Below are 24,906 nucleotides of genomic sequence, written 5' to 3' on the forward strand. Positions count from 1 at the left end.
GAGTTTGATTGCATGGTTTTAAAATATATAATTATTATTTTTATAACTATATTTTTATAAAATTAGATAATGAATAAAAAAACAGTTGTCATTGGTTTTTTGGGAACACAGTTGGATTCCGGTATGTCTGCACGGCGCTGGGATAAATGGCGTCCCACTGTTTCGGTGACACAGCAGCCGGATAAGCCGGTAGACCGGATTGAGTTGTTTTATGCGCCACAGCATGAAACACTGGCAAAGTGGGTTGTTGCCGATATTGCGCAGGTTTCTCCGCATACGCAGGTTAATCTGGTGCTGATGCCTTTAGCCAACCCCTGGGATTTTGACGCGGTGTATACCGCCGTTTATGACTGGGCTCGGACATATCCGTTTGACCTGGAAAAAGAACAATATTGGGCACACATTACAACCGGGACACACGTGGCGCAGATCTGCATGTTTTTGATGGTGGAGGCGCACTTTATTCCCGGTGTGTTGCTGCAGACAGCACCACCCCCTAAAAGTGAGCCGAAAGGGGCTGGGCGTGTAGAACTGATCGATCTGGATTTGTCGCGCTATGACCGGATTGCACAGCGTTTTAATGCGGATCGGGAAGATGCGCTGACATTTTTGAAAAGCGGCATTGCAACGCGTAATACACGTTTTAACGCAATGATTGAAGAGATAGAGCGCATTGCGGTGCGCTCCAAAGCGCCTGTGCTGCTGGTGGGGCCAACCGGGGCGGGCAAGTCTTTTCTCGCGCGTAAAGTGTATGAGCTGAAAAAGGCGCGGCATCAGGTCTCAGGCGAATTTGTGGAGGTGAACTGTGCCACCTTGCGGGGCGATGGTGCGGCTTCTACATTGTTCGGGCATAAAAAGGGTGCGTTTACCGGCGCTGTGGTGGATCGCTCCGGTTTGCTGCGGCTGGCGCATAAAGGTGTGCTGTTTCTGGATGAAATTGGTGAGCTGGGCATGGATGAGCAGGCCATGCTACTTAAAGCGATTGAAGAAAAGCGTTTTTTGCCGGTGGGGGCTGATCACGAGGTGCAAAGCGAGTTTCAACTGATTGCAGGGACCAATCGCGATTTGCGAAAAGAAGTGGCGGCTGGTCATTTTCGTGAAGACTTGTTTGCGCGCATCAATTTGTGGACATACGTGTTGCCTGGGCTGAGTGAGCGTGTGGAGGATATTGAGCCTAACGTTGATTACCTGTTGACGCTGGTGGCACAGGATACGGGGCGTAAAGCCAGATTCAATGTCGAGGCTAAAAAATGTTATTTTAATTTTGCCCAGTCGGCTGAGGCCTGCTGGCTGGGAAACTTCCGCGACCTGACGGCTTCTATCGCACGTATGGCCACACTGGCTGACGGGGGACGGATTACCGTGGAACTGGTAGATGCGGAAATTCAGCGCCTGCAATGGATGTGGCACAGACCGGATGGCATGGCAGAAAAAACAGGGCGTGTGGATGTGGAATTTTTGCAGGCATTGCTGGGCGAAGAGGCATGGGCGCAGACGGATCTGTTTGACCGGATGCAGTTGCAGTCGGTTGTAGCCGTATGCCGTCAAAGCAAAACGCTGTCAGAAGCTGGCAGGAAGCTGTTTAATGCAACCCGTGAACAGCGCGCAGTGGTTAATGATGCGGACCGGTTAAGAAAGTATTTGCAAAAGTTTGGTTTAAGCTGGAAAACTGTTTCTGCCTAGCATGCGATGTGTGTTTGACAGCAGCGGAGGTTGATACAGCAGTTGTCAATTGATTCATGCTCGTCTGGAGGCTGGTGCATATTGTGCACATGGCTGCAAACAAAGAAAAAGCGCAGAGCAGCGAAACACCTTTGCTGAGTTATGAAAAAGCTGGCATAAGCTGTGGGTGGAAGTAGAGTAGCGTTCGAGTGGACTCAATAACGCGAACAGAGAAGCCGGTTATACGGGCATGAGGCATTGCTGTCATAGGCGAATAACTGTATAAAAAAGTAACAATTCTCAGGCAATGCTTTCTTAAAGTTATATAACTGCTTGATCAAAAAGCGAAAAGTCATGCTTGAATATACCGCGTGGTTTTTCGCCAAAAAAGTGTGTTTCATAGGCATACTTTCAACTGTTGTCCCCAATTCACACAAGGTTTTTCTTTCTGTATAAAGGGCCTGCGAATCAAAAGCAATATTCGGGCAGGTGTAGCTGGCTGCAACCTGCCAAGGCCCAGTGCTTTTCTATGAAAGAAGAATAAAAAATTACAGTTGTCTAAGACTGTTACTAAGGGCTCTTATGAACTGCATCTATCGCGTTGTCTGGAACCATTCCCTGGGGTGTTTTCAAGTTGTATCCGAACTGGCCAAGGGCAGGTCAAAAAATAAATCTTCACGTACTTCGGCTGATAAACCTTTACGCAGCAGATTGCAGCGGTTTACGCTCAGCACTTTAGGTGCTGTTTTTATGCTGGGCTCCAGTGGTGCATGGGCTGATAGTTACTGGAATGCCGAAGGCGGTGTGGGTAATCTGGAAGGGGGCAGTGGAACCTGGTCAACAACCAGCGATGTGTGGACGGATTCGACTGCCTCAACACCAAATACTGCAATGGGCAGTGCAGATAACGCTATTTTTGCAGGCAATACGGCGGGTACGGTCACTATATCAGGTACGGTGGAGGCGACAGGACTGAGTTTTCTGCTGGATGGTTATACGCTGATCGGTGGTACATTAACCCTGGTGAGCGACGGAGTGAGCCCACAGTCTGCTGTGGATGTCGGGGCCGGTAACACCGCCATCATCCAAAGCGTGATCGCAGGCAGCAATGGATTGGACAAAACCGGCAGCGGAATTCTGGAACTGACCGGAAGCAACACTTATACCGGTGGCACCACAGTCAGTGCTGGCCGTTTGAAAGGCAATGCAAGCAGTCTGCGTGGCGCAATTGTCAACAATGCGGAGCTGGAGTTTAACCAGACCGCCAATGGAACGTTTGCCAGCACCAGTTCAGTGACCGGGACAGGCAATATCTATAAAACCGGTAGCGGAACACTCACTCTTCAAGGCAGTTGGACAACAACAGGTTCTGGCAGTACACAGATCCAGGACGGCACGCTGACCAGTGTCGCTGGGGCGCTGCAGGGCAATGTGGTGAACAACGCGACGCTGGTGCTGAATTCGTATTCGTCAAGCGGCACCTATACGCTCACGGGAGACATCAGCGGCAACGGTCAGGTGGTCAAGAACACAACCGGGACGTACATTCTGGTGGGCAACAACAGTTACAGCGGCGGAACCGTGATCAACAATGGCACGTTGCAAGGGGATGTGAACAGCCTGCAGGGGGCGATCACATTTGCAGACAGCACCAGTAGCAAAGGCCTGACGTTTGCGCAAGGCAGCGACGGTGTTTTTTCCGGCAACATCACCAGCCAGGGCACGGGCAGCAGCAACACGGTGACCAAGAACGGGGCGGGCGTGCTGACGCTGCTGGGCACCGGCACAGTGACCGACTACAAAGGCAACGTGGTGCTCAATGCCGGTGGTCTGACCGCGGGCAACGCGAGCGGCCTGTTGCAAGGGGCGAGCTACGCGGTCAACGGTGGGGTGCTGAACCTCAATGGGCATGCCCTGCTGGCAGCAGGCCTGTCTTCAGGCACCAGCAGCAATGGCGCGGTGGCGCTGAGTTCGGGGGCAAACCTGACGATTGAGCTGGCCAGCGGCACCTCGACGTACTATGGCAATGTGACCGGCAACGGTGCGCTGATCAAGACCGGGGTGGGCAATCAGATTCTGAGTGGTTTGTATGGCGGTGTGGCAAGCCACAGTGGCGGTACGCAGATTCAGGGCGGCACGCTGACCAGTGTCGCTGGGGCGCTGCAGGGCAATGTGGTGAACAATGCGACGCTGGTGCTGGACTCGTATTCATCAAGCTACACCTATACGCTCACGGGAGACATCAGCGGCAACGGTCAGGTGGTCAAGAACACAACCGGGACGTACATTCTGGTGGGCAACAACAGTTACAGCGGCGGAACCGCGATCAACAATGGCACGCTGCAAGGGGATGCGAACAGCCTGCAGGGGGCCATCACATTTGCAGACAATGCCAACAACAAGGGCCTGACGTTTGCGCAGGGCAGCGACGGTGTTTTTTCCGGCAACATCATCAGCTTGGGCGCTAATGCAAGTTACAGCACTGTTGCCAAAAATGGGATTGGTACACTGACATTCAGTGGTGACAATACCAGTTATGAAGGGAAAATCAATCTCAATGCCGGTGCGCTGGTGGGCAGCGCCAGCAGTTTGCACAGTGCTGAAATCAATGTGGCTGCAGGTACCCGGCTGGAATTCAACCAGGTTGCGGATGGCCTGTATGCTGGCAACCTGAATGGCAATTATGCCAATGCCTCGTTGGATAAAACAGGAGCTGGTTCGCTGGTACTGAATGGTACAGCCGGAACATTTAACGGGCAAACAACGGTTTACGGTGGGGCATTGCTGGTTGGGGCTGATACGACCGACAGTGCAGCCAAACTGGCAGGCGCTATTACGGTTAACAGCGGCGCAACGCTGGGCGGGCACGGCAGCGTGGGTACAACCGGGAAAACGGTCACGGTTGAAGCCGGCGGTATTTTGGCCCCGGGTAATAACAGCAGCATTGCTGGTGCAGTCATCGGCACGTTGACGGTTGAAGGCAATCTTGTACTTGCTCAGGGCAGCCGTTTGCAGTTTGATTTTGATGCCCCTGGAGCGTCGGCACTGATTGCAGGCGCGTCAGACAGCGTTTATGTCAAAGGCGATTTGACGCTGGACGGCACGGTGCTGGATATTACTGATGTGGCTAATTTCGGCAAAGGTCTGTACCGTCTGTTTGACTACGATGGTACGCTCACTACGACCAATGGTGGTATTTTGTTGGGGACGGTCCCATCGGGTAATCGGGTGCAGATCCAGTACCTGGCTGGTGATAAACAGATCAATCTGGTCAATGACACCGATGGTGTCGTGTTCTGGAATGCCAATGGCCTGGCCAGCACTTCCCGTCTGGGCGGCGGAACAGGTACCTGGGTTCAAAATGCCACTAACTGGGCTGATCATAAAGGAAATCCGGGCGTTATGGATCCGTTCCCCGGCTTTGCTGTTTTCGGTGGCGATGTAGGCACAGTGACCATTGATAATTCGCAGGGGGATATTCAGGCCACCGGTATGCAGTTCGCCGTGGATGGGTACATCATGGATGGACAGGCACTCACACTGGTCAGCGGAGATGACGGTGAAATCCGTGTGGGCGATGGCAGTGCTGCGGCCAGTACCTACGTGGCAACCATTCGCAACGAAATTGCGGGTTCGCAAACAGTTCAAAAAACAGGGGCCGGCACACTGATCCTGACTGGCAGCAACAGCTATACCGGCGGCATCATTGTGGCAGACGGCACCTTGCAGGGCAATACATCCAGCCTGCTGGGGGATATTGAAAACAATGCCACGCTGGTGTTTGACCAGGGTATTCTGGGGAATTTCTATGGCGACATCAGTGGCACCGGTAGCTTAACCAAGCAGGGCGCAGGCGAGCTGATTTTGCAGGGTGCCAATACGTATGCAGGTGTAACCACGGTTAATGCGGGCACATTGACTGCGGGCAGCACAACAGCACTGGCGCAAAATGGTGCTTACGCCATCAACAATACCGGGCAGTTGAACCTGAGCGGGCATAGCCTGACGATGAGCAGTTTATCTGGTAACGGCGGAACGGTTACTCTGGCCGGGGCTGCTTTAACCGTGAACCAGACTGGCAATACCAGTTATGCCGGCAATATCGAAGGTGCTGGCAGCTTCACTAAAAATGGCAGTGGATCGCTGACGCTTTCTGGCAGTAACAGCTATACAGGCCCCACCACGCTCAGTGGCGGCACACTGACGGCAGGCAGTGCCAGTGCGTTTGTCAACAATGGCGCCTATGTGGTGAATGCGGGTACGCTGAATCTGGGTGGGTATGACCTGACCATGAGCAGCCTGTCAGGCACTGGTGGTGAGGTCAGGCTGGATTCAGCCACGCTGACGGTGAATCAGGCTACCGACACCACTTTTGCCGGCAACCTGCGCAATGCGTCCGGAACGGCTGCAGATACCGTTTTCATTAAACAAGGTGCAGGAACCCTGACACTGACGGGTAACAATAACAGTTACTACAGCGGTAAAACATGGCTGCAGGACGGCACTTTGAGGGCAGGGAGCACCAATGCGTTCTCTTCTTCAAGTGCGTATGAAATCACGGGTGGCATTCTGCATACGGGGGGCTATAACGTCAGTATTGGAACGCTTTCCGGTACTGGCGGCACACTGAATATCAGCGGTGGTTCCTTGAGTATTTACCAGCAGGCAGATGGTGCGTATGCCGGTGCTGTTGCAGGTTCGGGGACTTTGTCCAAACAGGGAACAGGGCTGCTGGTGCTCAATGGCAGCAATACGCATACCGGTGCGGTGTCTGTCAATGCCGGTACATTGCAGGCCGGTAATGCTGGTGCGCTCTCGCAGAATGTGGCGTATACCGTGAACGGCGGTACGCTGGATATGAATGACTATGCGTTAACCATGTCTTCGCTGAGCAGCAGCACAGGCGCTACAGGTATCATCGATATGGGTAGCGCCCAGTTGACAGTTAACCAGTCAGGCAATACAGATTATTATGGTACCGTTACGGGTACGGGGGCGTTTGTCAAACAGGGCAACGGTGCCCTGGCACTCAACGGTGTGAATACCTATACAGGCAACACCACGGTTTCGGGCGGGACGTTGATTGTAGGCAGTACAAATATCTATGCATCAGCACAGTTGAACAGTGCCAATGTCACGGTACAAAACAATGCTACTTTGCGTGGGCATGGCACAGTCAACGGCAACGTGCTGGTCAACAGCGGCGGGCATCTGGCCCCAGGGGGCAGCAGAACGGATACAGCGTTGTTTACCATCAATGGTGATCTGACGCTGGCTCAGGGCAGCGTACTGGACTTTTCTTTCAAGAATATCGGCGTCAACGACCAGGTGTACGTGGATGGCGACCTCACGCTCAATGGCACCACACTGAACGTTGCGGATGCAGGCGGTTTCGGGCCTGGGTTGTACCGGCTGTTTGATTACAGCGGCACATTACAGCAAAGCAATGGCGGCATATTGTTCGGCACGTCACCGGCAGGCTATGACCTCGATCTGCAATATCTGGTCGGGCAGATCAATCTGATCAGTACGGCAGACGGTACGCTGAATTTCTGGAACGCACAGGGAACGGCGGGTTCGGCTGTTGTTGGTGGCAGCGGTACCTGGTCAAAAGATGCACAAGTCTGGTCTGATAAGGATGGCTACAGCAAAGATGCGATGAACCCTTATCCAGGGTTTGCCATTTTTGACCAGACCGCAGGTACGGTAACCCTCAGCGATGCGGATGGTCAGGTACAGGCTTCCGGGCTGCAGTTTGCCACCAGCGGCTATGTGTTGCAGGGCACCAGTCTGGAGCTGGTTAGCGGCAGTAATGCAGAAATCCGCGTGGGCGATGGCTCGGCTGCATCGGCAGGCTATACCGCCACCATCGGCAGCGAGATCAAAGGCACCGAAGGTTTGCAGAAAACAGGTGCAGGCACGTTGATACTGACCGGCAATAATACATACACGGGCAATACCGTTGTCAATGCAGGTACGCTTCAGGGCAATACCGACAGCATCAGGAACAATGTGGTCAACCAGGCCAAGCTGGTATTTGATCAGGCTGCGGCAGGCACATTTGCCGGCAATATCAGCGGTGCAGGTGAATTTGCCAAAGAGGGCGCGGGTACACTGCTGCTTACGGGCAATAACACATATACAGGCAAAACCGTTATTGACAACGGCACGTTGCAGGCTGGCGGCAGCCAGGCACTGGTATCAGGCCGGTATGAGTTGAACAATACCGGTGCGCTGGATTTGAATGACTACAACCTGACGATGACAAGCCTGTCAGGGGCTGCGGGCACCACAATCGACTTGGGCAGTGCACAGCTTACGGTCAATACGTCTGGCCAGAGCATGTATTCCGGCACAATGATCGGTACCGGGAACCTGATCAAGTCTGGGGCCGGCAATCTTCTGCTGGATGGCGTCAGCAGTTATTCAGGCGGCACAGTGGTTCAGTCCGGCGCGCTGATTGTGGGTTCTACCAGTGCCATGAGCTCGGCCCGTGCTGGCTCTGCCGGCGCAGCCTTTACAGTGAATAATGCGGCAAGTCTGGGAGGCTTTGGTACGGTAGCAGGCAATGTCGAAATCAGAAGCGGCGGGGTGCTGACCCCTGGCTACAGCGGCATCGGGCAGTTGAATATTGATGGCAGTCTGACACTGCAGGCCGGCAGCATTCTGAACTTTGACTTTGGCGCCGCCGGAATGAATGACCAGGTGGCTGTGAGCGGAGATGTCACCCTCAATGGCACTTCTGTGCTGAACATCAATGATAACGGCAGTTTCGCCAGCGGTATTTACAACCTGATCAGCTACACAGGCACTAAATATGGTACCGGTGTGATTGATGCCGCAGCCGGTACGGTACCTTCCGGGTATACGGTTGAAGTCAAGAACAGCACCGGGCTGATTTATCTGGAAAGCTCCTACAACGGCGGGCCGTTGAATTACTGGAACCCGCTGGCATCAACCAACGCCAACAACATGGGCGGCAACGGAACCTGGTCGACCACATCGCAGACATGGTCCGACGCTGCAGCCAGCGTGACGCAGGCAATGTATCCGCAACCTGGGTTTGCCATTTTCAAGGATAACCAGGGCGCAGTAACCGTGTCCGGCAGTGGTGTTGCGGCGACCGGCATGCAGTTTCTGGTGAACTATACATTGATGGGGGATACGCTGACACTGGCGAGCAATGGCTCAGGCCAGCAGTCGGCCATCCGTACCGGTGATGGTACAGCATCGGTAACGCCTCATGTGGCCATCAACAACGTTATTGCAGGGACCAATGGCCTGGATAAACAGGACGCCGGGACGCTGTATCTCACTGCCAATAACACGTTCAGCGGTGGCGTCAGTGTTACGGGAGGCGTGTTGTCGGTTGGTCAGGACAGCAACCTGGGTGCGGCCAGCAATGCGGTGGCATTGAAGGGCGGTACGCTTGAGGTAACCGGCGGGTTTGCATCGGCACGCAATGTGGCGGTAACCGGTACAACCAGTGCCATTCGAACTGCCGGGGCAGGTGCCACATTAACGCTGAATGGCAATGTCACAGGAGCCGGTGCACTGACCAAAGACGGCGCGGGAACACTGGTACTGAATGGTAACAACACCTACAGCGGCGCTACAACAGTGGCCGCCGGTACCTTGCGGGCCGGCAGCAGCACCGGGTTTACGCAAAATGCCGAATATGTAGTCAACGGCGGCGTGCTGGACCTGAATGATTTTGCGCTGACCGCTTCCGGGTTGTCCGGGGCTGGCGGGCAGATTGATTTGGGCAGCGCTGCATTGACGGTGGACCAGTCCACCACCGCCAGTTTTGCTGGAGATATTCAGGGCACTGGCAGCCTGACTAAAACAGGTGCTGGCGCATTGACCTTAAGTGGCAACAACACTTACAGCGGTGTAACGACCGTAACCGGCGGCACTTTGCAGGCAGGCAGCAGCACGGGGCTGGCACAGAACACCGCGTATGTGGTGAACGGCGGCATGCTGAGTCTGAACAATTACGCACTGAATGTGTCAGACCTGTCCGGCACAGGCGGTCATATTGACCTGGGCAGTGCTTTGCTGACTGTTGATCAAAGCACCATGACCAGTTATGCCGGCATCATCGAAGGTACTGGCGGCCTGACGCACGCTGGTACAGGCACGCTGACGCTGAACGGTGTGAACACGTATACCGGCAATACAACAATCAATGCAGGTACATTGATCGTTGGCGACAGCACACACCAGACGGCCCGAATTGTGGGGGGAGTCCATGTCAACAGCGGTGCCACGCTGGGCGGCTTTGGCAGGGTTGGTGACACTGGCAACGATGTGATCGTTGCCAGTGGCGGCCGCCTGTCACCGGGGGCTGGTACTGGCTCTATCGGGCAGTTGACTGTGGCGGGCGATTTGAACCTGCAGTCCGGCAGCATTGTGGACCTGGATTTTGCCGCTGCAAGCAGCATACCGTCCAATGACTACATCAGCGTTGCTGGAGAGCTGACTCTGGGAGGCAGCACGCTCAATATTCACAACACGGGCAGCTTTGGCACGGGTGTGTACGCCATCATGGGTTATGGTACGCTTAACGGCAGTATCAGCAACATCACCATTGGTAGTACTGGCGGAGCCAACCCAAGTTATCTGAGCCTGAGCAACCAGAGCAACGAGATATACCTGAATAACATCAACAATGGCGTTGCACTGAATTACTGGAACGCTGCAGGCAGCACCGGTAATCTGGTCGGTGGTGATGGTGTCTGGAGCAGCGGGGCCGCCGTGTGGACCGATGCAACGGCCAGCGTTGCCAATGGCAACATGGTGCCGCAGCCCGGCTTTGCGGTGTTTGGCGGCAGCCAGGCCGGCAATGTGACGGTCAGCGGCAATATCCAGACGCTAGGCATGCAGTTTCTGACCGATGGTTATGTTCTGAACGGCGGCGCAGCAGATTCGCTGATACTGGAAAAAGAAGCAGGGCAGTCTTATGGACGCATTGTGGTGGGGACTAACAGCAATGCATCTGCCGGTTACTCGGCAACCATCAATACGGTCATTGCCGGTATTGACGGGCTGCAAAAAGAAGGCGCAGGCAAGCTGATTCTTACCGGGAATAACACATATACCGGCGGAACGGTGATCGCACAGGGCGTCTTGCAGGGAAATGCTCAGAGCATCCGGGGCGATGTGCTGAATTATGCCGAACTGGTGTTTGACCAGGTGGCTGATGCAACGTTTGCCAACAACATTACGGGCACCGGTAATCTGACCAAAGAAGGTGCGGGAGTTCTCACCCTGAGTGGCAGCAACACGTACAGTGGTGATACTCTGGTGAACCATGGCACGTTGCAGGCCGGAGGAGCCAATGCCTTGGCGCAAGGGCATTACAGCATCAGCAGCACAGGAACGCTGGATTTGAACGGCTATGACCTGACCATGAACAGCCTGAGCGGTGATGCTGGAGCTGTGGTTGACCTGGGCAGCGCTGAACTGACGATAGACCATACCAAAGACAGCACGTTCAACGGCACTATCGTGGGTGCGGGTAGTGCTGTAAAAACCGGCAGCTACACATTGATACTGGATGGTGTGGGCAACCACACGGGCGGCACGACAGTTAACGGGGGTGCCCTGATTGTCGGCAGCACGGCAGCCAACAGCGCTGCACAGCATAACAGCGATGTGACGGTGAATTCAGGCGCCCGTCTGGGCGGGCATGGCAGCATCGGTGGTCATGTGGTGCTTAACAGTGGTGCGATACTGGCGCCGGGCAATTCGATTGGCGAGCTGACGGTGAACGACATCACATTCAATGCCGGCTCGATTTATGAGTTTGAAGTTAATCCCGATGGTTCTCACGACCATGTGAATGCACTGGGCACGGCAACCATCAATGGCGGTCATGTGCAGGTGCTGGCCGGAGCAGGGTCTTGGGCGCAGGAGAATACCTACACCATACTGACAGCAGCCAGTCCGCTTGCAGGCACCGGGGCCAGCAAGGATGGGGCGTTTGACAGTGTCAGCAGCAATCTGGTGTTTATGACGCCGACGCTGACCTCAGACACCAATCATGTGTACCTGAACTTTGCACGCAACAGCATTTCGTTTGGTGATGTGGCCTATACGGTCAACCAGCGCCATACCGGCTGGGCCATTGACCTGCTGGGTGCCGCCAATCCGGTTTACCAGCAGATTGTCAGCATGGATGCCGCCAGTGCCCGCGCTTCGTTTGACAACCTGTCCGGTGAAGCATATGCCTCTACACGCAGTGCATTGCTCAGCAACAGCCGTTATCTGCGCAGTGCATTGAATAACCGCCTGCTGGCAACCAGTGACAACCGCAGCCATGTATTCAACGGCAGCAGCCAGCTTGGGCATCAGTATGCTGATGCCAGCGGTTACAGTGGTGCAGCGTCTGATCTGCAGGGCGGGGCGGTTCAGGCCAGCAGTTTGGGCGGCTGGGTGGATGCCTGGGGCCACGATGGTGAAATAGACGGTGACGGCAATGCCACCAAAGTGGATAACAGCGGTTATGGCTTTGTTGTCGGGGTGGATACCGCGGTGGGTGAAAATTTCCGCGTGGGTATTGCTGCAGGCTATGAGCACAGCAAGATGGAGGTTAACGATAACCGCTACTCCACATCTGAAGCTGATGCACTGCACCTGGCAGTCTATGGCAGCACCAGCGCCGGCCCGATTGATTTGAGGGGTGGGTTGAGCTATAGCTACCTGGATATTGATACCGACCGGAATGTTTGGGTGGGCTCTGTTTCCGGCAAGAACAGCTCCAGCTACAATGCCCATCTGTTCCAGATATTCGGTGAAGGTAGTCATACGTTTGAGCTGACGCCTCAGTTCAATGTGACGCCTTACCTGAATCTGGCCCATGTTTACCTGGATACAGATGACGCCAAAGAAGGCTGGAGCTACTCTGGGTTGCAGGTGGAAGGCGGCAGTGACCACGTGACCTATACCACGCTGGGCGCACGGGCGCAGTGGGATGTCTCCGACAAGACTTCTCTGCACGCCGACCTGGGCTGGCAGCACGCATTCGGCGATACCGACCCGCAAACAACCAACCGCTTTATGGGCAGTTGGAACGGGTTCAGTATTCAGGGTGCACCGCTGGATAGAAACAGTGCTGTGATTGGTCTGGGGGTGTCGTTTAGGCTGAACGATGCGGCGTCTCTGAAGCTGGGCTATCAGGGGCAGATTGGCAGCGATGCATCTGACCATGGCGCAAACCTCAGGCTGGATGTCCGTTTCTGATGGTTGTCATGGGTGTGGAGGCACTTTTTAAAGTGCCTCTGCCCGCCTTGAGGGTGGGTTAACACGCCCTAGTTTGGCGTTTGGGGTTTCATGCCCAGGCTGGGGTCACGGCGCAGCGCGTTGATCACGTTTTGCCGTGCGCGCGGCCCTGAATTGGGTGCATTGCGCACATATTCTGCCACCCAGACGGCCCGGCCAAGGTTAATGCGGCCGGTGCGCTGCCAGGCCCGCGCTTCGGCGACCGGGCTGTGCAGCATGGCAGCTAGCCACACGGCCTGTTCACGTTTCAGATTGGCGGCAGTCCGCCCGAAATAGTGCTGGGCAGCCGCTTCTGCGCCACAGAGAATTTTTCCATCGGGGTAGATGCCCCATGGCGCATTATCCAGATACAGTTGCATGATGCGGGTTTTGCCGAGCGTTTGCTCCATTTCCACCGCATAGAGCAGTTCACGCAATTTGCGCGTCAGTGATCTTTCCGAGCCGGTAAACAACAGCTTGGCAGTTTGCTGGGTGATGGTGCTGCCGCCACGTATGACGGAACCCTGTAGTTGGTTGGCATCGTGGGCCGCCATCAGTTCCTGCAGATCGTAGCCCGGGTGCTCTTCAAAACGCTGGTCTTCTGCCGACATGACAGCGCGTACCAGCCAGTGGTTCATCGGCAACTGGCTGGGTTTGCCGCAGGTCGATTGTGAATGAATCAGGCGTTCTGTTCCCAGCCCGCTGACAGTGAAATCATGTGTGCGGGGATTGGAGAGCTTAAGTTCGAACGAGGGAAGTACCACCTGCGCACCCAGGCTGATGGTGCCGGTAATCACCGCATGCTTGAGCTCCGGAATGTCGGGCACCAGCGTATAAAAAATATCTGAAATAGGTAGCTCATCGGCATTGATGTGCATGGAGAATGTGTCACGCTGTAACTCTCCTTCCCAGCCTAAATACAAATGGGGTTGTTCACGGCTGCCCAGCGAGATGGTGCCGGAAAAGAAATCCGGTTTGTCCTGATGGATAAAAGCCCTGACAACCGGAATGCGCAGAGGGGCAGATGCCACACCGTCCCAGTGAATCTGGCAGTCGTTGCATAGTACCAAAAGAGACTGGGTGGAATGATCCCAAAACAGGCCGAGCTTGCCGTATGAAGTCTGTTTGCTGAGGTTGACAGGCAGCCAGTCCAGCCACTGCCCGTAGGTTGGGTCGGAAAAAAAGTTCAGCGCTTTGCGAATGCTCAGAGGTATTTCATGCCTTCCGATGCGCCATGTGTACTGCCATTCGCCCGGTGCGGGTTTGAGCCGGGTATCGTACACATACCAGAGGCTGCCCAGGGCAAGTGCCACAAGCAACAGCACCAGAAACAGAAAACGCCATAGCCAGCGCCACGGTGAGCGCTTGCGGACAGTGTCTGGTGTGCTGGACGGGGGCATAGGGACTCATAAAACAAAAAATCAAATGGCAGGAGGTATGGTGTGCCCCATGCCTGCAGGCTGGGCAATGGTAATGGCGGTCCACGGACCGGATTGTGAGGAGGTCAAAGCCGACCAGTACCATGCCGAGGTATCAGTATAAGCGCGTCCATGTGTATCTTCAATCCGCTCACATACCTGCAAGGCGTTGCCTTGGCGTATGGCGATAAAACAACGCCATAGGCGGTTATCTGCGTCGGCTTGCAGTTGCTCGTTTTTAATCTGGTAGCCCAGCCCGCGGTAACAGTCTGCGGCCGGATGCAGCATGCGGGTTGGGGAGGTGACATGGCGGAACACCAGCATTCGGCTGCCATCGGTCATGCGGGCAATGGAGCCGGGGAAACCCTGGGCAAAACGTTGTTCCACTTCACTTAAAGCCAGGGGGCGCAGCGTATTCCCATGCCACTGGTGTGGCCATTCAACAAAAGTGCTTTGCCCTGTACCCGAGGTCTCTGGCTGAGCAACCGTGGTTTTGACTGTCCATAACGTGCACAAAACAAAAAAAGCAGCACCGGCATGGTAAATGAATGGGCGTTTTTTGCTTTTGAATCCAGATCGGGGCAGCGCGGTTTCAGCCTGTGCGGCTGGCGGGTTTGGTGTTGCGGTTGTCCGGTAACCGATCAGCAAACCAATGCCCAGGCAAACCAGGCCCAGTGCCAGCAGCCCGATACCCTGGTGTAACCAGTCTGCAACATGATGATGGCTGGCCTGCAGAGCCACCAGCACGCTGTTGCGCAAAATATTGCCGGATAAAACCAGTATGCCGACAAGCGGCAGGCGCAACAGAAACTGCCGGTTGGAAAGACGCCACCACAGTGCCGTGACGCAGGCGGTGAAATACCCCAGCCACGCCATCTGCACACCGGAACAGGGGGCATCCACCATGATCAGCCGGCCATTCACCAGCAGTGTGCTGCCTTCACGCTGGACTTCATAAAACAGTGTCAGCAGCCACAGGCTGATTTCGGCGGTAATGACCCTGAGCGGATAACCGGCATAGAACTGCAAGGAGGAAAGCAGCGGCAGTGCAAGAATGGCCAGGCCGATGACCGGCAGCCGGGCCACATCATCAGGCAGAAAAGCCAGCAATGTAGCTGCAATGGCCAGCATCGAAATAACACCGGTCAATAATGCAGGCAGCGTGCCGACCGAGGCCGTGGCAGCCAGTGTGGCGGCAAGCCCCGCAAACAGCCAGGACAGGCGCGGGGTTTGAATCAGCCGGTGCCGTATCTGCCAGACAGTGAATGCCAGGGCGGCAATTGCCAGGATGCCCAGCGGATCATCAGAGCCGTCAAACATACGGCGCGACATCCACACCCAGGTAGGCCACAGGGAGAACACCTGTGCGGCCAGCCACCACCACACAGACATCTGAAAGGAAGGTCGTTGCGAGAAAGCGTCATGCCTGCAGTTTGTGACAGTGGCGGGTTTTGACATGGTGATCTCCCTGGGCGCTGGGTAAAACGTGGTTTTATGGTCTGCCGATGTTTGCCGGCACCGTATCAGGACGTTAACCGGTCTTTGCGGCGGCGCTGATGGCGTGCCAGCATTGCCAGCACAGAGCCGGCCAGCAACATGGCACCCAAAGCAGCGGGTTCCGGTGTGCTGGGCACTTCAGAGCCAATGGCTGCATCGCTCACGCCTTCAGGCATGGGGGAGGGCTGATTGACCTGGGCGCTCTGGTTCGGGCTGGTGTTACGCACAATGCGGTCAACAGCGATAAAACTGGTGTAGGGGGTGAGCAGGTTGTATTTCAGCCCCAGGCTGGTGATTTGGTCTTGGTACATATGTCCTCCGGTTAAATTTTCCTGATCCATGAAGCTGTCAATCCGGTGCCGGGCCCACAGATAGCGCAGGGCAGATGTGTCCTGGCTGATCTGGCCGGATACAGGTATGACTTGGCGGTATGCGCCATTGGCGCTGCGGCCTTCAATGATGATGTTGCCGTTGGGTTCACCACGCCATTTGCCGAATACGATGACCGGGCGCTCACCCAGCACGTCGGGCAATTTAGCGGGTTCTACGTCGTAAACATCCAGCCCTTCAAAACGGGCTGTGACGCTGGTGAGTACAGGGGAGGCAATCATCTGATGGAACCGCTTGGCCTGTTCTGCGGCCTGGTTGGCGCTGGTGATAACAAACGGCTCACCCATACCGGCGCGCGCCAGCCCTTCAATCAGGTAACGGTTGACAGAAGAGCCAATCCCAAAGGCGAACACGTTGGCTTTATCCAGATTGCGGCGTACCAGGTCGAACGCTTCACGCTCTACACTGACAAACCCATCGGTAATGATAACCACCGTGCGCGAGACATTGGGGTCTTTGGGCAGGTCATACACGCGGCGCAACGCTGGAATCAGCTCAGTGCTGCCGCTGCCGTAATAGGTGCTCAGCATTTTAAGCGCCTGTTCAATATTGGCTTGCGTTGCGGGCACAGACTTGGGCGCCAGTGTGCTGCTGCTGCCGGAGAACAGCAGAATGTTGAATGTGTCGTTCGGGCGCAGGCCAGCCATCAGCTCCTGGAGTACCTTTTTGGCCGTGTTGAGCGGAAAACCACCCATCGAGCCGGAAATGTCCACCACGAAGATGTAATCACGCGGGGGAATCTCTTCACGCGCTACCGTTTTAGGCGGCTGTACCATGGCCAGGAAAAAGTTTTCATCCTGTCCGCGGTACAGCATGATGCCGGATTCTATTTTTTCACCAGCCAGTTGGTAGTCCAGAATGAAGTCACGGTTGCTGACGTGAAATCCCTGTTCCATTTCCACCATGGCGCGTTTATCGCTTTCGCTGCGTGAAATGCGCAAGGCATGTGAAGGAGATGCGATCTCTTTAATGCCCAGTGGCGACACAATGGTTGTCTTGATGTTGAACAAGGCGGTGTTAGGCGCGCCTTCGTGAAAGTACGGGTTGCTGGTAGCGGCTGCGGCAGCACGTGAGCTGGGGGCCTGTGCGTTCGGGCTGTTATAGCGCGGGCCGACCACCATCGGGAAAACAAACTGGTAGTTGCCTGCCTGTGGGGTCAGCAGTTCGGTGTAGCGCAATTCAACGCGGATATCATCACCCGGCATGATGTTGGCAACATTCATCTGAAATACGTTAGGCAGATGCTCTTCCAGCAGTGCCGCAGTACGGCCTTCGCTGCGGGCCGTGTCGTATTCAATGCGGGCCTGCTGCTTTTCACGGACATTGGCGGTAATCAGCCTGTCACCGATGCGCACATTCATCGCGTATACGGCAGCGCGGGTGGAGCCGGGGAAAACATATTTGGCTTCAATGGCGCGTGTGCCGGTGTTCTGGTAGTGCTGCACAATGGTGACGTCGGCAATGACGCCGGAGATGCGCACATCCACATCAGTGTCTTTCAATGGCAACTGGTCCACACCGGCCTGCCCGCCGGGAATATAGAAATAAGGGCTCTCGGTTGTCTGGCGTGGATTGTTTTGCGCCCATGCACTGGGGATTGCAAGAGACGCTACAACGAGCAGAGCAAACAGCGTCAGCCAGGTCAGTGGCTGACGGTAAAATGGATTTATTTTTTTGAGCATATTGACCTCACCTGGATAAACATGCGGTATTCGCATGCCTGCAGTGTGGCGGGTCAATGAGAAAACATTTTGAAGTGCAAAAGAATTTTGTGAAGTGAACGTGAAGTTTGCGTGAAGTCTGGTTGGCTGAATGCGCTGTCAGATCACATATTTTGCAGTTTTACGTCAGCAAGAGGTAGTGTCAGGCTGGCGATGGTTCCGGTTGTTTTTTCGTTGAGTGAAGATGCCGTGTGATTTTCTTGTGCCACATTGCGCAGCGCGACTGTGCCATAGTGCAAAATAGTAATTTCCTTGACGAAGGACAGACCCAGCCCAGTGCTTTTTTTATGACTGCCAGGGCGGGCGAGCGAATAGAACTTTTCAAAAACCCGGTCCTGCGCATAATCCGGTATGCCCGGGCCCTGGTCTTGGATGTGGATGCTGACGGTGCGTTTGTGACTTTGCAGAGAAACAAGAACCTCTCCGTTGTCGGGAGAGAAATCAATGGCATTATCCAGCAGGTTGCGGATCGCGCGGTGCAATAAAAAGCGGTCCCCTTCCACCGCCAGCGTGGCGCTGTGGTCGGGGAGTTGGAGTTTGACGTCAATGTGGCGCGCTGCAGCAATGGCCTGTGCGCTGCTGACCAGTTCATCGAGCAACGGTGCCAATGCAATGATTTGCGGGTCTTTGATCGAGCGGCGCTGCTCCAGTGCCGTCAGTTCCTGCATCCGGTCGACCAATTCCTGCACGCGCCGGGTTTCTCTTTCAATATTCTGTAAAAAACGTTGCCGTTGTGCTTCCGGCATGGGTTCTTGCAGCAATTCGGTAGCACCCCGGATGGCAGATAACGGGCTTTTGAGCTCATGGGTGAGCACCTGCACATATTTGGTAACGTAATGACGGCCGGCCAGCGCATCACGCATGTTTTCGTAGCCCTGTGCAAACAGGTCCAGTGCACGACGCCCCAGGCGCGGCAGGTTAATGGATTTTTGCGCACGCACATACCGGATGTATTCGGTAACCAGCCCTAGCGGCTGTGTCAGCCAGATGGCAACAATCAGTGCCAGCAGCGCAATGGCAATGGCAGAGAAGATGCCGACATAAAGAATCTGCTTGCGTGCATTGTCGATGTACTGGCCATAACTTTGCACCGGTTTGCCAACGGTGATGGCACCGATGATTTCACCGTTCCAGCGTATCGGTGCGCTGACGTACATGACCGCGCTGCTTTTGTCGTTGGGAATATCGGAGGTGGTTCTGGCACCATACTGTCCGCGCAGTGTCAAAGCCGTGTCGCGCCAGCCGGAATAATCGGCACCTGTATTTTGTCCCAGCGAGTCGTACAGGACGATGCCCTGTTCATCGACAACGTGCACACGCAATTCAACCCGGTTTTTCTGCACACCGTAAATGTTGGCGGAAAATTCGCGCGCGTGCAGCATCTGCATCAGGTCGCGCAGTGGCGAAACGTCAATAGCGCCTCTTTGAACGTATTGCTCGGTCACGCTGGCCAGCAGGTTGGCTGTTTCCACCAGGGAGTCTTCTGCCGATTCGCGGTAACGCGGGTCGATATTTTGTATCAGGTTATAAAGCAATGCGCACACGCCAATGGTGTATATCAGCAGAATACCAATAAAAATCCGGTTGCGTGGGGTTAAGCGTAGGCGCATGACATGGAGCCGCTGTACTTTAGCACTCTGAAGGGCGTTGTGGCCACTCTTCGCTGAGCGCATATCCTATGCCGCGAATGGTGCGGATGGCATCGGCATCCGGTGCAATTTCCCTGAGTTTGGAGCGCAGCGTTTTGATATGGGCATCTACCGTGCGGTCAAAGCTTTCGTTGCCCTGGTCCCATACGATCTGCAATAATTCCTCCCGTGAAAATACGCGCCCCGGACGTTGTATCAGCAGACGCAGCAGGCGGTATTCATAACGGGAAAGGTCAAGCTGCTTGCCGTAATAGCGGATCTGCATGCGTTGCTCGTCGTGCTCAAACGGCGCTGCCATGGCTGCATGGGCAGGCGTTTTTTCGCCAGAGGTTTCTGCCGGGAGTTCTGATGGTTTGAAATCAGCAGAAGCCCTTTTCTCCAGGCGGCGCAGGATGGTGCGCACACGTGCGACCAGTTCACGCGGAGAAAATGGTTTGGCAATATAGTCGTCAGCTCCCAGCTCCAGACCGGCAACCCGGTCAATTTCGTCACTGCGGGCCGTCAGAAACAGCATGGGAACCTGTGCCCCACCCGGAACAGCCTGAAGGCGGCGGAACAGCTCAAAGCCATGCATATCCGGCAGGCCAATATCCAGCACGACAAAAGCCGGCAGTTCGTTTTGAAACCGGGTCAGCGCTTCAGAGGCTGTTGCGCACCAGATTGGGGTAAAGCCGTCGGTTTCCAGTACGTACTGAATGGTGTCGGCAATGCTGGCTTCATCTTCCACAATCAGGATTTTAGGCGGGCTGGTCATGGTGTTCTTCGTTATTGAATCAATAGTCGCATTTTGCCAGCAATTGATCTAAAGGGATACGATTGTTTAGTGTCAACACACCCTAACCTGGGGGCGGAAGACCATGCCAGCGGAAATTCAGTTGCACATTTATTCTGAAAGGGGTTGGTTTGCCTGTTCGGTTTTCTGAGGCATTTGGGTGCCAAGCTGCTGGTGGATTTGCTGCGCCAGCATATGCACCTGTTCCCAATCGGTGTATTCATATTCCCGGCTGGTATCGGTATCGCCCTTCATCATGACCATGATCAGGCGAACCATAAAACGGTCGAAAAAATTGTAAATGGGGTAGCGCAGAGCGCCTGCCGTGATGCTGATGATAGACGGTTTCCAACCGGTTTTCGCAAGCAGTTTGCGGGTATAGCTGTTGGTTTCAATCTGGCGTTTTTCCTGCCGGCGGGCGATCAGGCAGACGGGTACAAAAACGCTGAGCTTTTGATTGAGTGCGGCCAGGTTCTGTTGTACAAATGCTTTCACACGCCGGTGAAAGTGACCGTAACGGATGGAGGCAACAATCACAATGGCAGCGTAATTGTCCAGCGGTTGGGCCAAGGTGACCAGTTTTTCGATGTTTTGCAGTGTGCAGATGTGTCCTGAACTGTTCAGGTGTCCGGCTAAACGTTCTGCAATGGTACGGCTTTGTCCGAAGCGGCTTGAATACAGCAGTAAAACCGGTGCATAAGATATGTCTTGGTACATGGCTGGTGCAGTATTTGAAGTGGATAAAAACATCGCGGCCGATGCCGCTGTACTGTTTTGCATTTACATGCCGGGCAGGCCTTTCATGCCACCCAGGCGGCGCATCATTTTCATGAGCCCGCCGCCTTTCATTTTTTTCATGACATCGCGCATCTGCTCGTATTCTTTCAGCAGGCGATTCACCTCCTGTACCTGTACCCCTGCGCCAGCGGCAATTCTGCGTTTGCGTGAGGCTTTAATGAGGTCCGGCTTGCGGCGTTCCTGTGCCGTCATGCTGTTGATAATCCCTTCTTTACGGGCAATATCCTTTTCGGCTTTGCCCATGTCAAGGTTCTGTGCACGGGAAGCCAGGGCATCGGGCAGTTTGTCGAGAAATCCGGACAGGCCGCCCATATTTTTCATTTGGGAGATTTGTTGCCGGAAGTCTTCCAGCGTGAACTCGCCACCTTCTTTGACTTTGGACGCCAGTTTTTGAGCGGCTTGCATGTCGACGCTTTTATGCACTTCTTCAACCAGCGCCACAATATCGCCCATGCCAAGTACCCGGCCGGCATGGCGTTTGGCATCAAATACCTCCAGCCCGTCGAGTTTTTCGGACACCCCTACAAATTTAATGGGGGCTCCGGTGATGGTTTTCACTGAGAGCGCGGCACCACCGCGGGAGTCACCATCCAGCTTGGTGAGCACAATGCCTGTTAAGGGTAATGCCTCCTTGAACGCTTTGGCGGTGTTGATGGCGTCCTGCCCCTGCATCGCGTCTACCACAAACAGGGTTTCAGCTGGATTGAGGACGGTATGCAGCTCGCGGATTTCCTGCATCAGGGTTTCGTCAATAGCCAGCCGTCCAGCCGTGTCAACGATCAGCACATCAAAAAAATGTTTTTTCGCATAATCCAGTGCCGCTGTGGCAATGGTTGCGGGTTTTTGATCTGGCGAGCTGGCAAACCAGGTTGCGCCGGCTTGCTGGGTGACCGTTTCCAACTGTTGAATTGCGGCTGGGCGATAAACGTCCGCTGAGACGGTCAGGACTTTTTTCTTGCGTTTATCCTGCAGCAGTTTGGCCAGTTTGCCGGTGGTTGTTGTTTTTCCGGCACCTTGCAGGCCGGCCATCAGAATCACTGCCGGGGGCTGCACTGACAGGTTGATGTCTGAAATGCCATCGCCCATGGTAGCGGCGAGTTCTTTTTCCACCACCCCGACCAGTGCCTGCCCAGGGGTGAGCGAGCCGATAACATCCTGCCCCAGCGCTTTTTCTTTGACGCGTGCAATGAACTCTCTGACAACAGGCAGCGCAACGTCTGCTTCCAGCAGCGCCATACGCACCTCGCGCAACATATCGGCGATATTGGTTTCTGTGATGCGGGCCTGTCCTCGCATTTGTTTGACGATGTGGGCAAGCTTGGTGCTGAGTGTGGATGCCATGCGTGTTCTGATCAAAAGAATGAAATGACGGCCAAAACCCGGCCTTATTGAGGGGCTATAAAATCGGAATAGCCAGTAGCAGATCAATAAGTACTGGAAGGTTCAGCCTCCAGCAAGTATTATATGTGAGGCAACCAATAAGCTTAAGTAAGTGTATTTAAAGCCATTTCGCACGGTATATGGGGTGCAGTATTTTGTGGATGAATGCGACATAATTGTTATGGACAAAAATGTCACTGGAGTGCTTGCCTTGTATTTGAAATCGAAAATATGTGACAAATTTGTCTAAACCGGTGAAAAATAAAACATCAAAAACGGTTTTTTAGCACGGTTGAATGAAAGCAGATTATGGGTATCTTGTTGAAATTGTTTATTTTTTTCATGGCGATCTGTGTTGGGGCGATGATATGGCGCGTGAATTGCATGAAGAAAATACAGGTAAGAAAAGCAAAGCTATCTCAAAAGGACCATCCGCATCGGCAACCTCAAACGATTTCAGGTTGCCTGTACTGTGGCGTTTTTATACCTCAGGGTGCTGCTGTTGCAGGTTCTGGCGGTGTGTATTGCTGTAAAGCACATCAAAAGCTCCATGAACAAACATTAACAAACAAATGATAGGTTGACTGTGGAGAAGGAGCAATTCACTTTATTTCGCGATCTTCAGCAGGAAGATGCCTCTGCTTCATCGGTGCGGTTGTGGAGTGTTTTTCTGACAGCCAGAATCGCACTGGCCATGGTGCTGGTGCTGATTCAGGCAACGCTGCATTCCATACAGGCCAGTAGTGGAGAGTCTAGAGCCGATTGGATCATGACGATCCCGTTGGTTGTCTATTTTGTTGAGACGATTATCGTACGGTGGATGCTGAGCAAAGGCTTATGGCGTCATCAGCGGTTATGGTTATGGGTGCTGACCGTCGGTGTGGACCTGCTGACGTTCTCGTGGCTGTACTGGAGCGGTACCGATACAAACAGCTATTTGTCGCTGTTCATGTTCTGTATCCTGATGGTGGCATCTCTGGGGCCGCGCTGGCTGATTTATCTGGTATGCTTGTTTGCCGCAGGTTTGCTGCTGCTGCGCAGCGGTCTTTTGCAGGATAACTTTCAGGCGCCTGCAGACTTTATTGGCATCCGGCCTGTATTGCTGGCCAGTCTGGGGCTGTTTGCATTAGGAGAGCTGATTTTTCAACTGGCCAATCGCATGCGCCGGGAAGAGCATCGCGCCTATGAGGGTATATCCAGCGCCAGGCTGCAGCAAGTCCTGAATCAGATGATTGTGGCAGAGATGGGCATGGGTGTTGTGGTGGCAGATCATGAGGCGCAGCTAAAAATGGTTAACCCGGCAGCAGCAGCATTGATTACAGGCAAAGAGTTGCAGTCGGAGACAACTGATTTGCTGCCGGTACTGAATGATGCATCGGGGTGGAAGCAATTGCAGGAAGTGGTGAAAACCTTGTTTGCAAATGATGTGGGGAGCCGTTGGCTGGTATTTGACTTTATGCTTGAGCAGGGGTCGCAGGGTGGTCGCCTGTTGCAGATCAAGGGACGACTGTTGGAAACCGGGGGGGCTGAGGGCCAGCGGCTGTGTGTCTTATTTCTGTCAGACATGCGTGAAGTGGACCGGCGTATGCAGCAGGAAAAGCTGGCGGCCATGGGGCGCATGTCTGCCAGTATTGCCCACGAAATACGCAACCCTCTGGCAACCATCACTTCTGCCAATACGTTGTTGTCTGAAGGCCTGCATGACAAAGGTAGCTTGCGGTTAACTGAAATGATTTCCACCAATGCACAGCGTTTAGCCCGAATTGTTAAAGATGTATTGGATGTGGCCCATATGCAGGAAGGCGGAGAGGTTGAAGCCATTGACCTGCTGTTTGCATTGCCTGAAATTGTGAGAGACTGGGCGCGCAACAACCAGCAGATGCATCGCGTCGCAACCAAATGGCCGGATGATATTTTCGGTGTATTCATTGCTTTTGACGAAGAACATTTGCGCCGGGTCTTGATCAATCTGCTGGACAATGCGGCGCGCTATGCCAGTCAGGAGTCCGACGCCATTGTGGTCTCTTGCCAGGTATACCAACTTGCCGATAATGAAATTGTGCGGGTGTCGGTGTACAGCGATGGGGCGGAATTGGCAGTATCAACAGAAAAATCACTGTTTGAGCCATTCTTTTCCACAGAGGTTCGCGGTACCGGGTTGGGCTTGTATATTTGCCGCAGCTTGTGCAACCGGTATGGCGCCAGTCTGGATTACCAGCGTATAGATTTAGACCGGCAGGGGGTCCTGCGTGGCTATAACGAATTTTATATTACAGCCAACCGGGTCGATCCGTTGCCGGGTGAAACTAAAATATTAATAGAACAAACGCGCCATCAATGGCCGGAAGAGGAATAGC

The 24,906-nt window shown here is 54.3% G+C and carries 11 protein-coding genes; 4 read left to right on the plus strand and 7 right to left on the minus strand.

The genetic code is table 11. From position 1 onward, the window contains the following. The first annotated feature begins 69 nt into the window (after nt 1-69). Together rtcR and CUZ56_RS04650 are read left to right on the plus strand one after the other, a co-directional pair. Nucleotides 70-1,683, plus strand: coding sequence for an RNA repair transcriptional activator RtcR (rtcR, locus tag CUZ56_RS04645; protein ID WP_126978757.1), 1,614 nt, complete (start codon nt 70-72; stop codon nt 1,681-1,683). A 561-nt stretch (nt 1,684-2,244) separates the two neighbouring features. Continuing rightward, the gene (locus tag CUZ56_RS04650; protein ID WP_126978759.1) at nt 2,245-12,906 is read left to right on the plus strand and encodes an autotransporter-associated beta strand repeat-containing protein; all 10,662 of its coding nucleotides are present in this window, start codon (nt 2,245-2,247) and stop codon (nt 12,904-12,906) included. Nucleotides 12,907-12,974: 68 nt separating this feature from the next. Here CUZ56_RS04650 and CUZ56_RS04655 read toward each other — a convergent pair whose 3' ends face one another. From CUZ56_RS04655 to ffh, 7 genes are all read right to left on the minus strand, one after another. Further along, nucleotides 12,975-14,324 (minus strand): biosynthetic peptidoglycan transglycosylase, encoded by a 1,350-nt coding sequence (locus tag CUZ56_RS04655; protein WP_126978761.1) that lies wholly within the window; start codon nt 14,322-14,324, stop codon nt 12,975-12,977. Nucleotides 14,325-14,345: 21 nt separating this feature from the next. Next, nucleotides 14,346-15,800: an exosortase Q gene (xrtQ, locus tag CUZ56_RS16160; protein ID WP_239442044.1), complete on the minus strand. Its 1,455-nt coding sequence runs from the start codon at nt 15,798-15,800 to the stop codon at nt 14,346-14,348. Nucleotides 15,801-15,865: 65 nt separating this feature from the next. Then, a complete protein-coding gene (locus tag CUZ56_RS04665; RefSeq protein WP_126978763.1) occupies nt 15,866-17,911 on the minus strand; it encodes a VIT domain-containing protein in 2,046 nt (681 codons plus the stop codon). 143 nt (nt 17,912-18,054) lie between these two features. Further along, nucleotides 18,055-19,560, minus strand: coding sequence for a two-component system sensor histidine kinase CreC (gene creC, locus CUZ56_RS04670; RefSeq protein ID WP_126978765.1), 1,506 nt, complete (start codon nt 19,558-19,560; stop codon nt 18,055-18,057). 19 nt (nt 19,561-19,579) lie between these two features. Beyond that, nucleotides 19,580-20,353 carry a two-component system response regulator CreB gene (creB, locus tag CUZ56_RS04675; protein ID WP_126978767.1) on the minus strand — a complete coding sequence of 258 codons (774 nt, stop codon included), beginning with the start codon at nt 20,351-20,353 and terminating at the stop codon, nt 19,580-19,582. Between the two features lie 129 nt (nt 20,354-20,482). Next, nucleotides 20,483-21,151 carry a menaquinone-dependent protoporphyrinogen IX dehydrogenase gene (gene hemG, locus CUZ56_RS04680; protein ID WP_204250827.1) on the minus strand — a complete coding sequence of 223 codons (669 nt, stop codon included), beginning with the start codon at nt 21,149-21,151 and terminating at the stop codon, nt 20,483-20,485. Beyond that, nucleotides 21,152-22,510: a signal recognition particle protein gene (ffh, locus tag CUZ56_RS04685; RefSeq protein WP_126978769.1), complete on the minus strand. Its 1,359-nt coding sequence runs from the start codon at nt 22,508-22,510 to the stop codon at nt 21,152-21,154. A gap of 348 nt (nt 22,511-22,858) precedes the next feature. Between ffh and CUZ56_RS04690 the strand changes: the two genes are divergently transcribed. Both CUZ56_RS04690 and CUZ56_RS04695 read left to right on the plus strand, forming a co-directional pair. Then, nucleotides 22,859-23,125, plus strand: a complete 267-nt coding sequence (locus CUZ56_RS04690) for a PP0621 family protein (protein ID WP_126978771.1) — start codon at nt 22,859-22,861, stop codon at nt 23,123-23,125. 10 nt (nt 23,126-23,135) lie between these two features. Further along, nucleotides 23,136-24,905: a sensor histidine kinase gene (locus tag CUZ56_RS04695; RefSeq protein WP_126978773.1), complete on the plus strand. Its 1,770-nt coding sequence runs from the start codon at nt 23,136-23,138 to the stop codon at nt 24,903-24,905. Nucleotide 24,906 lies beyond the last annotated feature (1 nt).

The organism is Saezia sanguinis, from assembly GCF_003991585.1.
In the GTDB taxonomy this organism is placed as follows: domain Bacteria; phylum Pseudomonadota; class Gammaproteobacteria; order Burkholderiales; family Burkholderiaceae_C; genus Saezia; species Saezia sanguinis.

Coding starts and splice junctions, on each gene's coding strand:
- rtcR (WP_126978757.1), top strand. CDS start 70: ATGAATAAAAAAACAGTTGTCATTGGTTTTTTGGGAACACAGTTGGAT.
- CUZ56_RS04650 (WP_126978759.1), top strand. CDS start 2,245: ATGAACTGCATCTATCGCGTTGTCTGGAACCATTCCCTGGGGTGTTTT.
- CUZ56_RS04655 (WP_126978761.1), bottom strand. CDS start 14,324: ATGCCCCCGTCCAGCACACCAGACACTGTCCGCAAGCGCTCACCGTGG.
- xrtQ (WP_239442044.1), bottom strand. CDS start 15,800: ATGTCAAAACCCGCCACTGTCACAAACTGCAGGCATGACGCTTTCTCG.
- CUZ56_RS04665 (WP_126978763.1), bottom strand. CDS start 17,911: ATGCTCAAAAAAATAAATCCATTTTACCGTCAGCCACTGACCTGGCTG.
- creC (WP_126978765.1), bottom strand. CDS start 19,560: ATGCGCCTACGCTTAACCCCACGCAACCGGATTTTTATTGGTATTCTG.
- creB (WP_126978767.1), bottom strand. CDS start 20,353: ATGACCAGCCCGCCTAAAATCCTGATTGTGGAAGATGAAGCCAGCATT.
- hemG (WP_204250827.1), bottom strand. CDS start 21,151: ATGCAAAACAGTACAGCGGCATCGGCCGCGATGTTTTTATCCACTTCA.
- ffh (WP_126978769.1), bottom strand. CDS start 22,510: ATGGCATCCACACTCAGCACCAAGCTTGCCCACATCGTCAAACAAATG.
- CUZ56_RS04690 (WP_126978771.1), top strand. CDS start 22,859: ATGGGTATCTTGTTGAAATTGTTTATTTTTTTCATGGCGATCTGTGTT.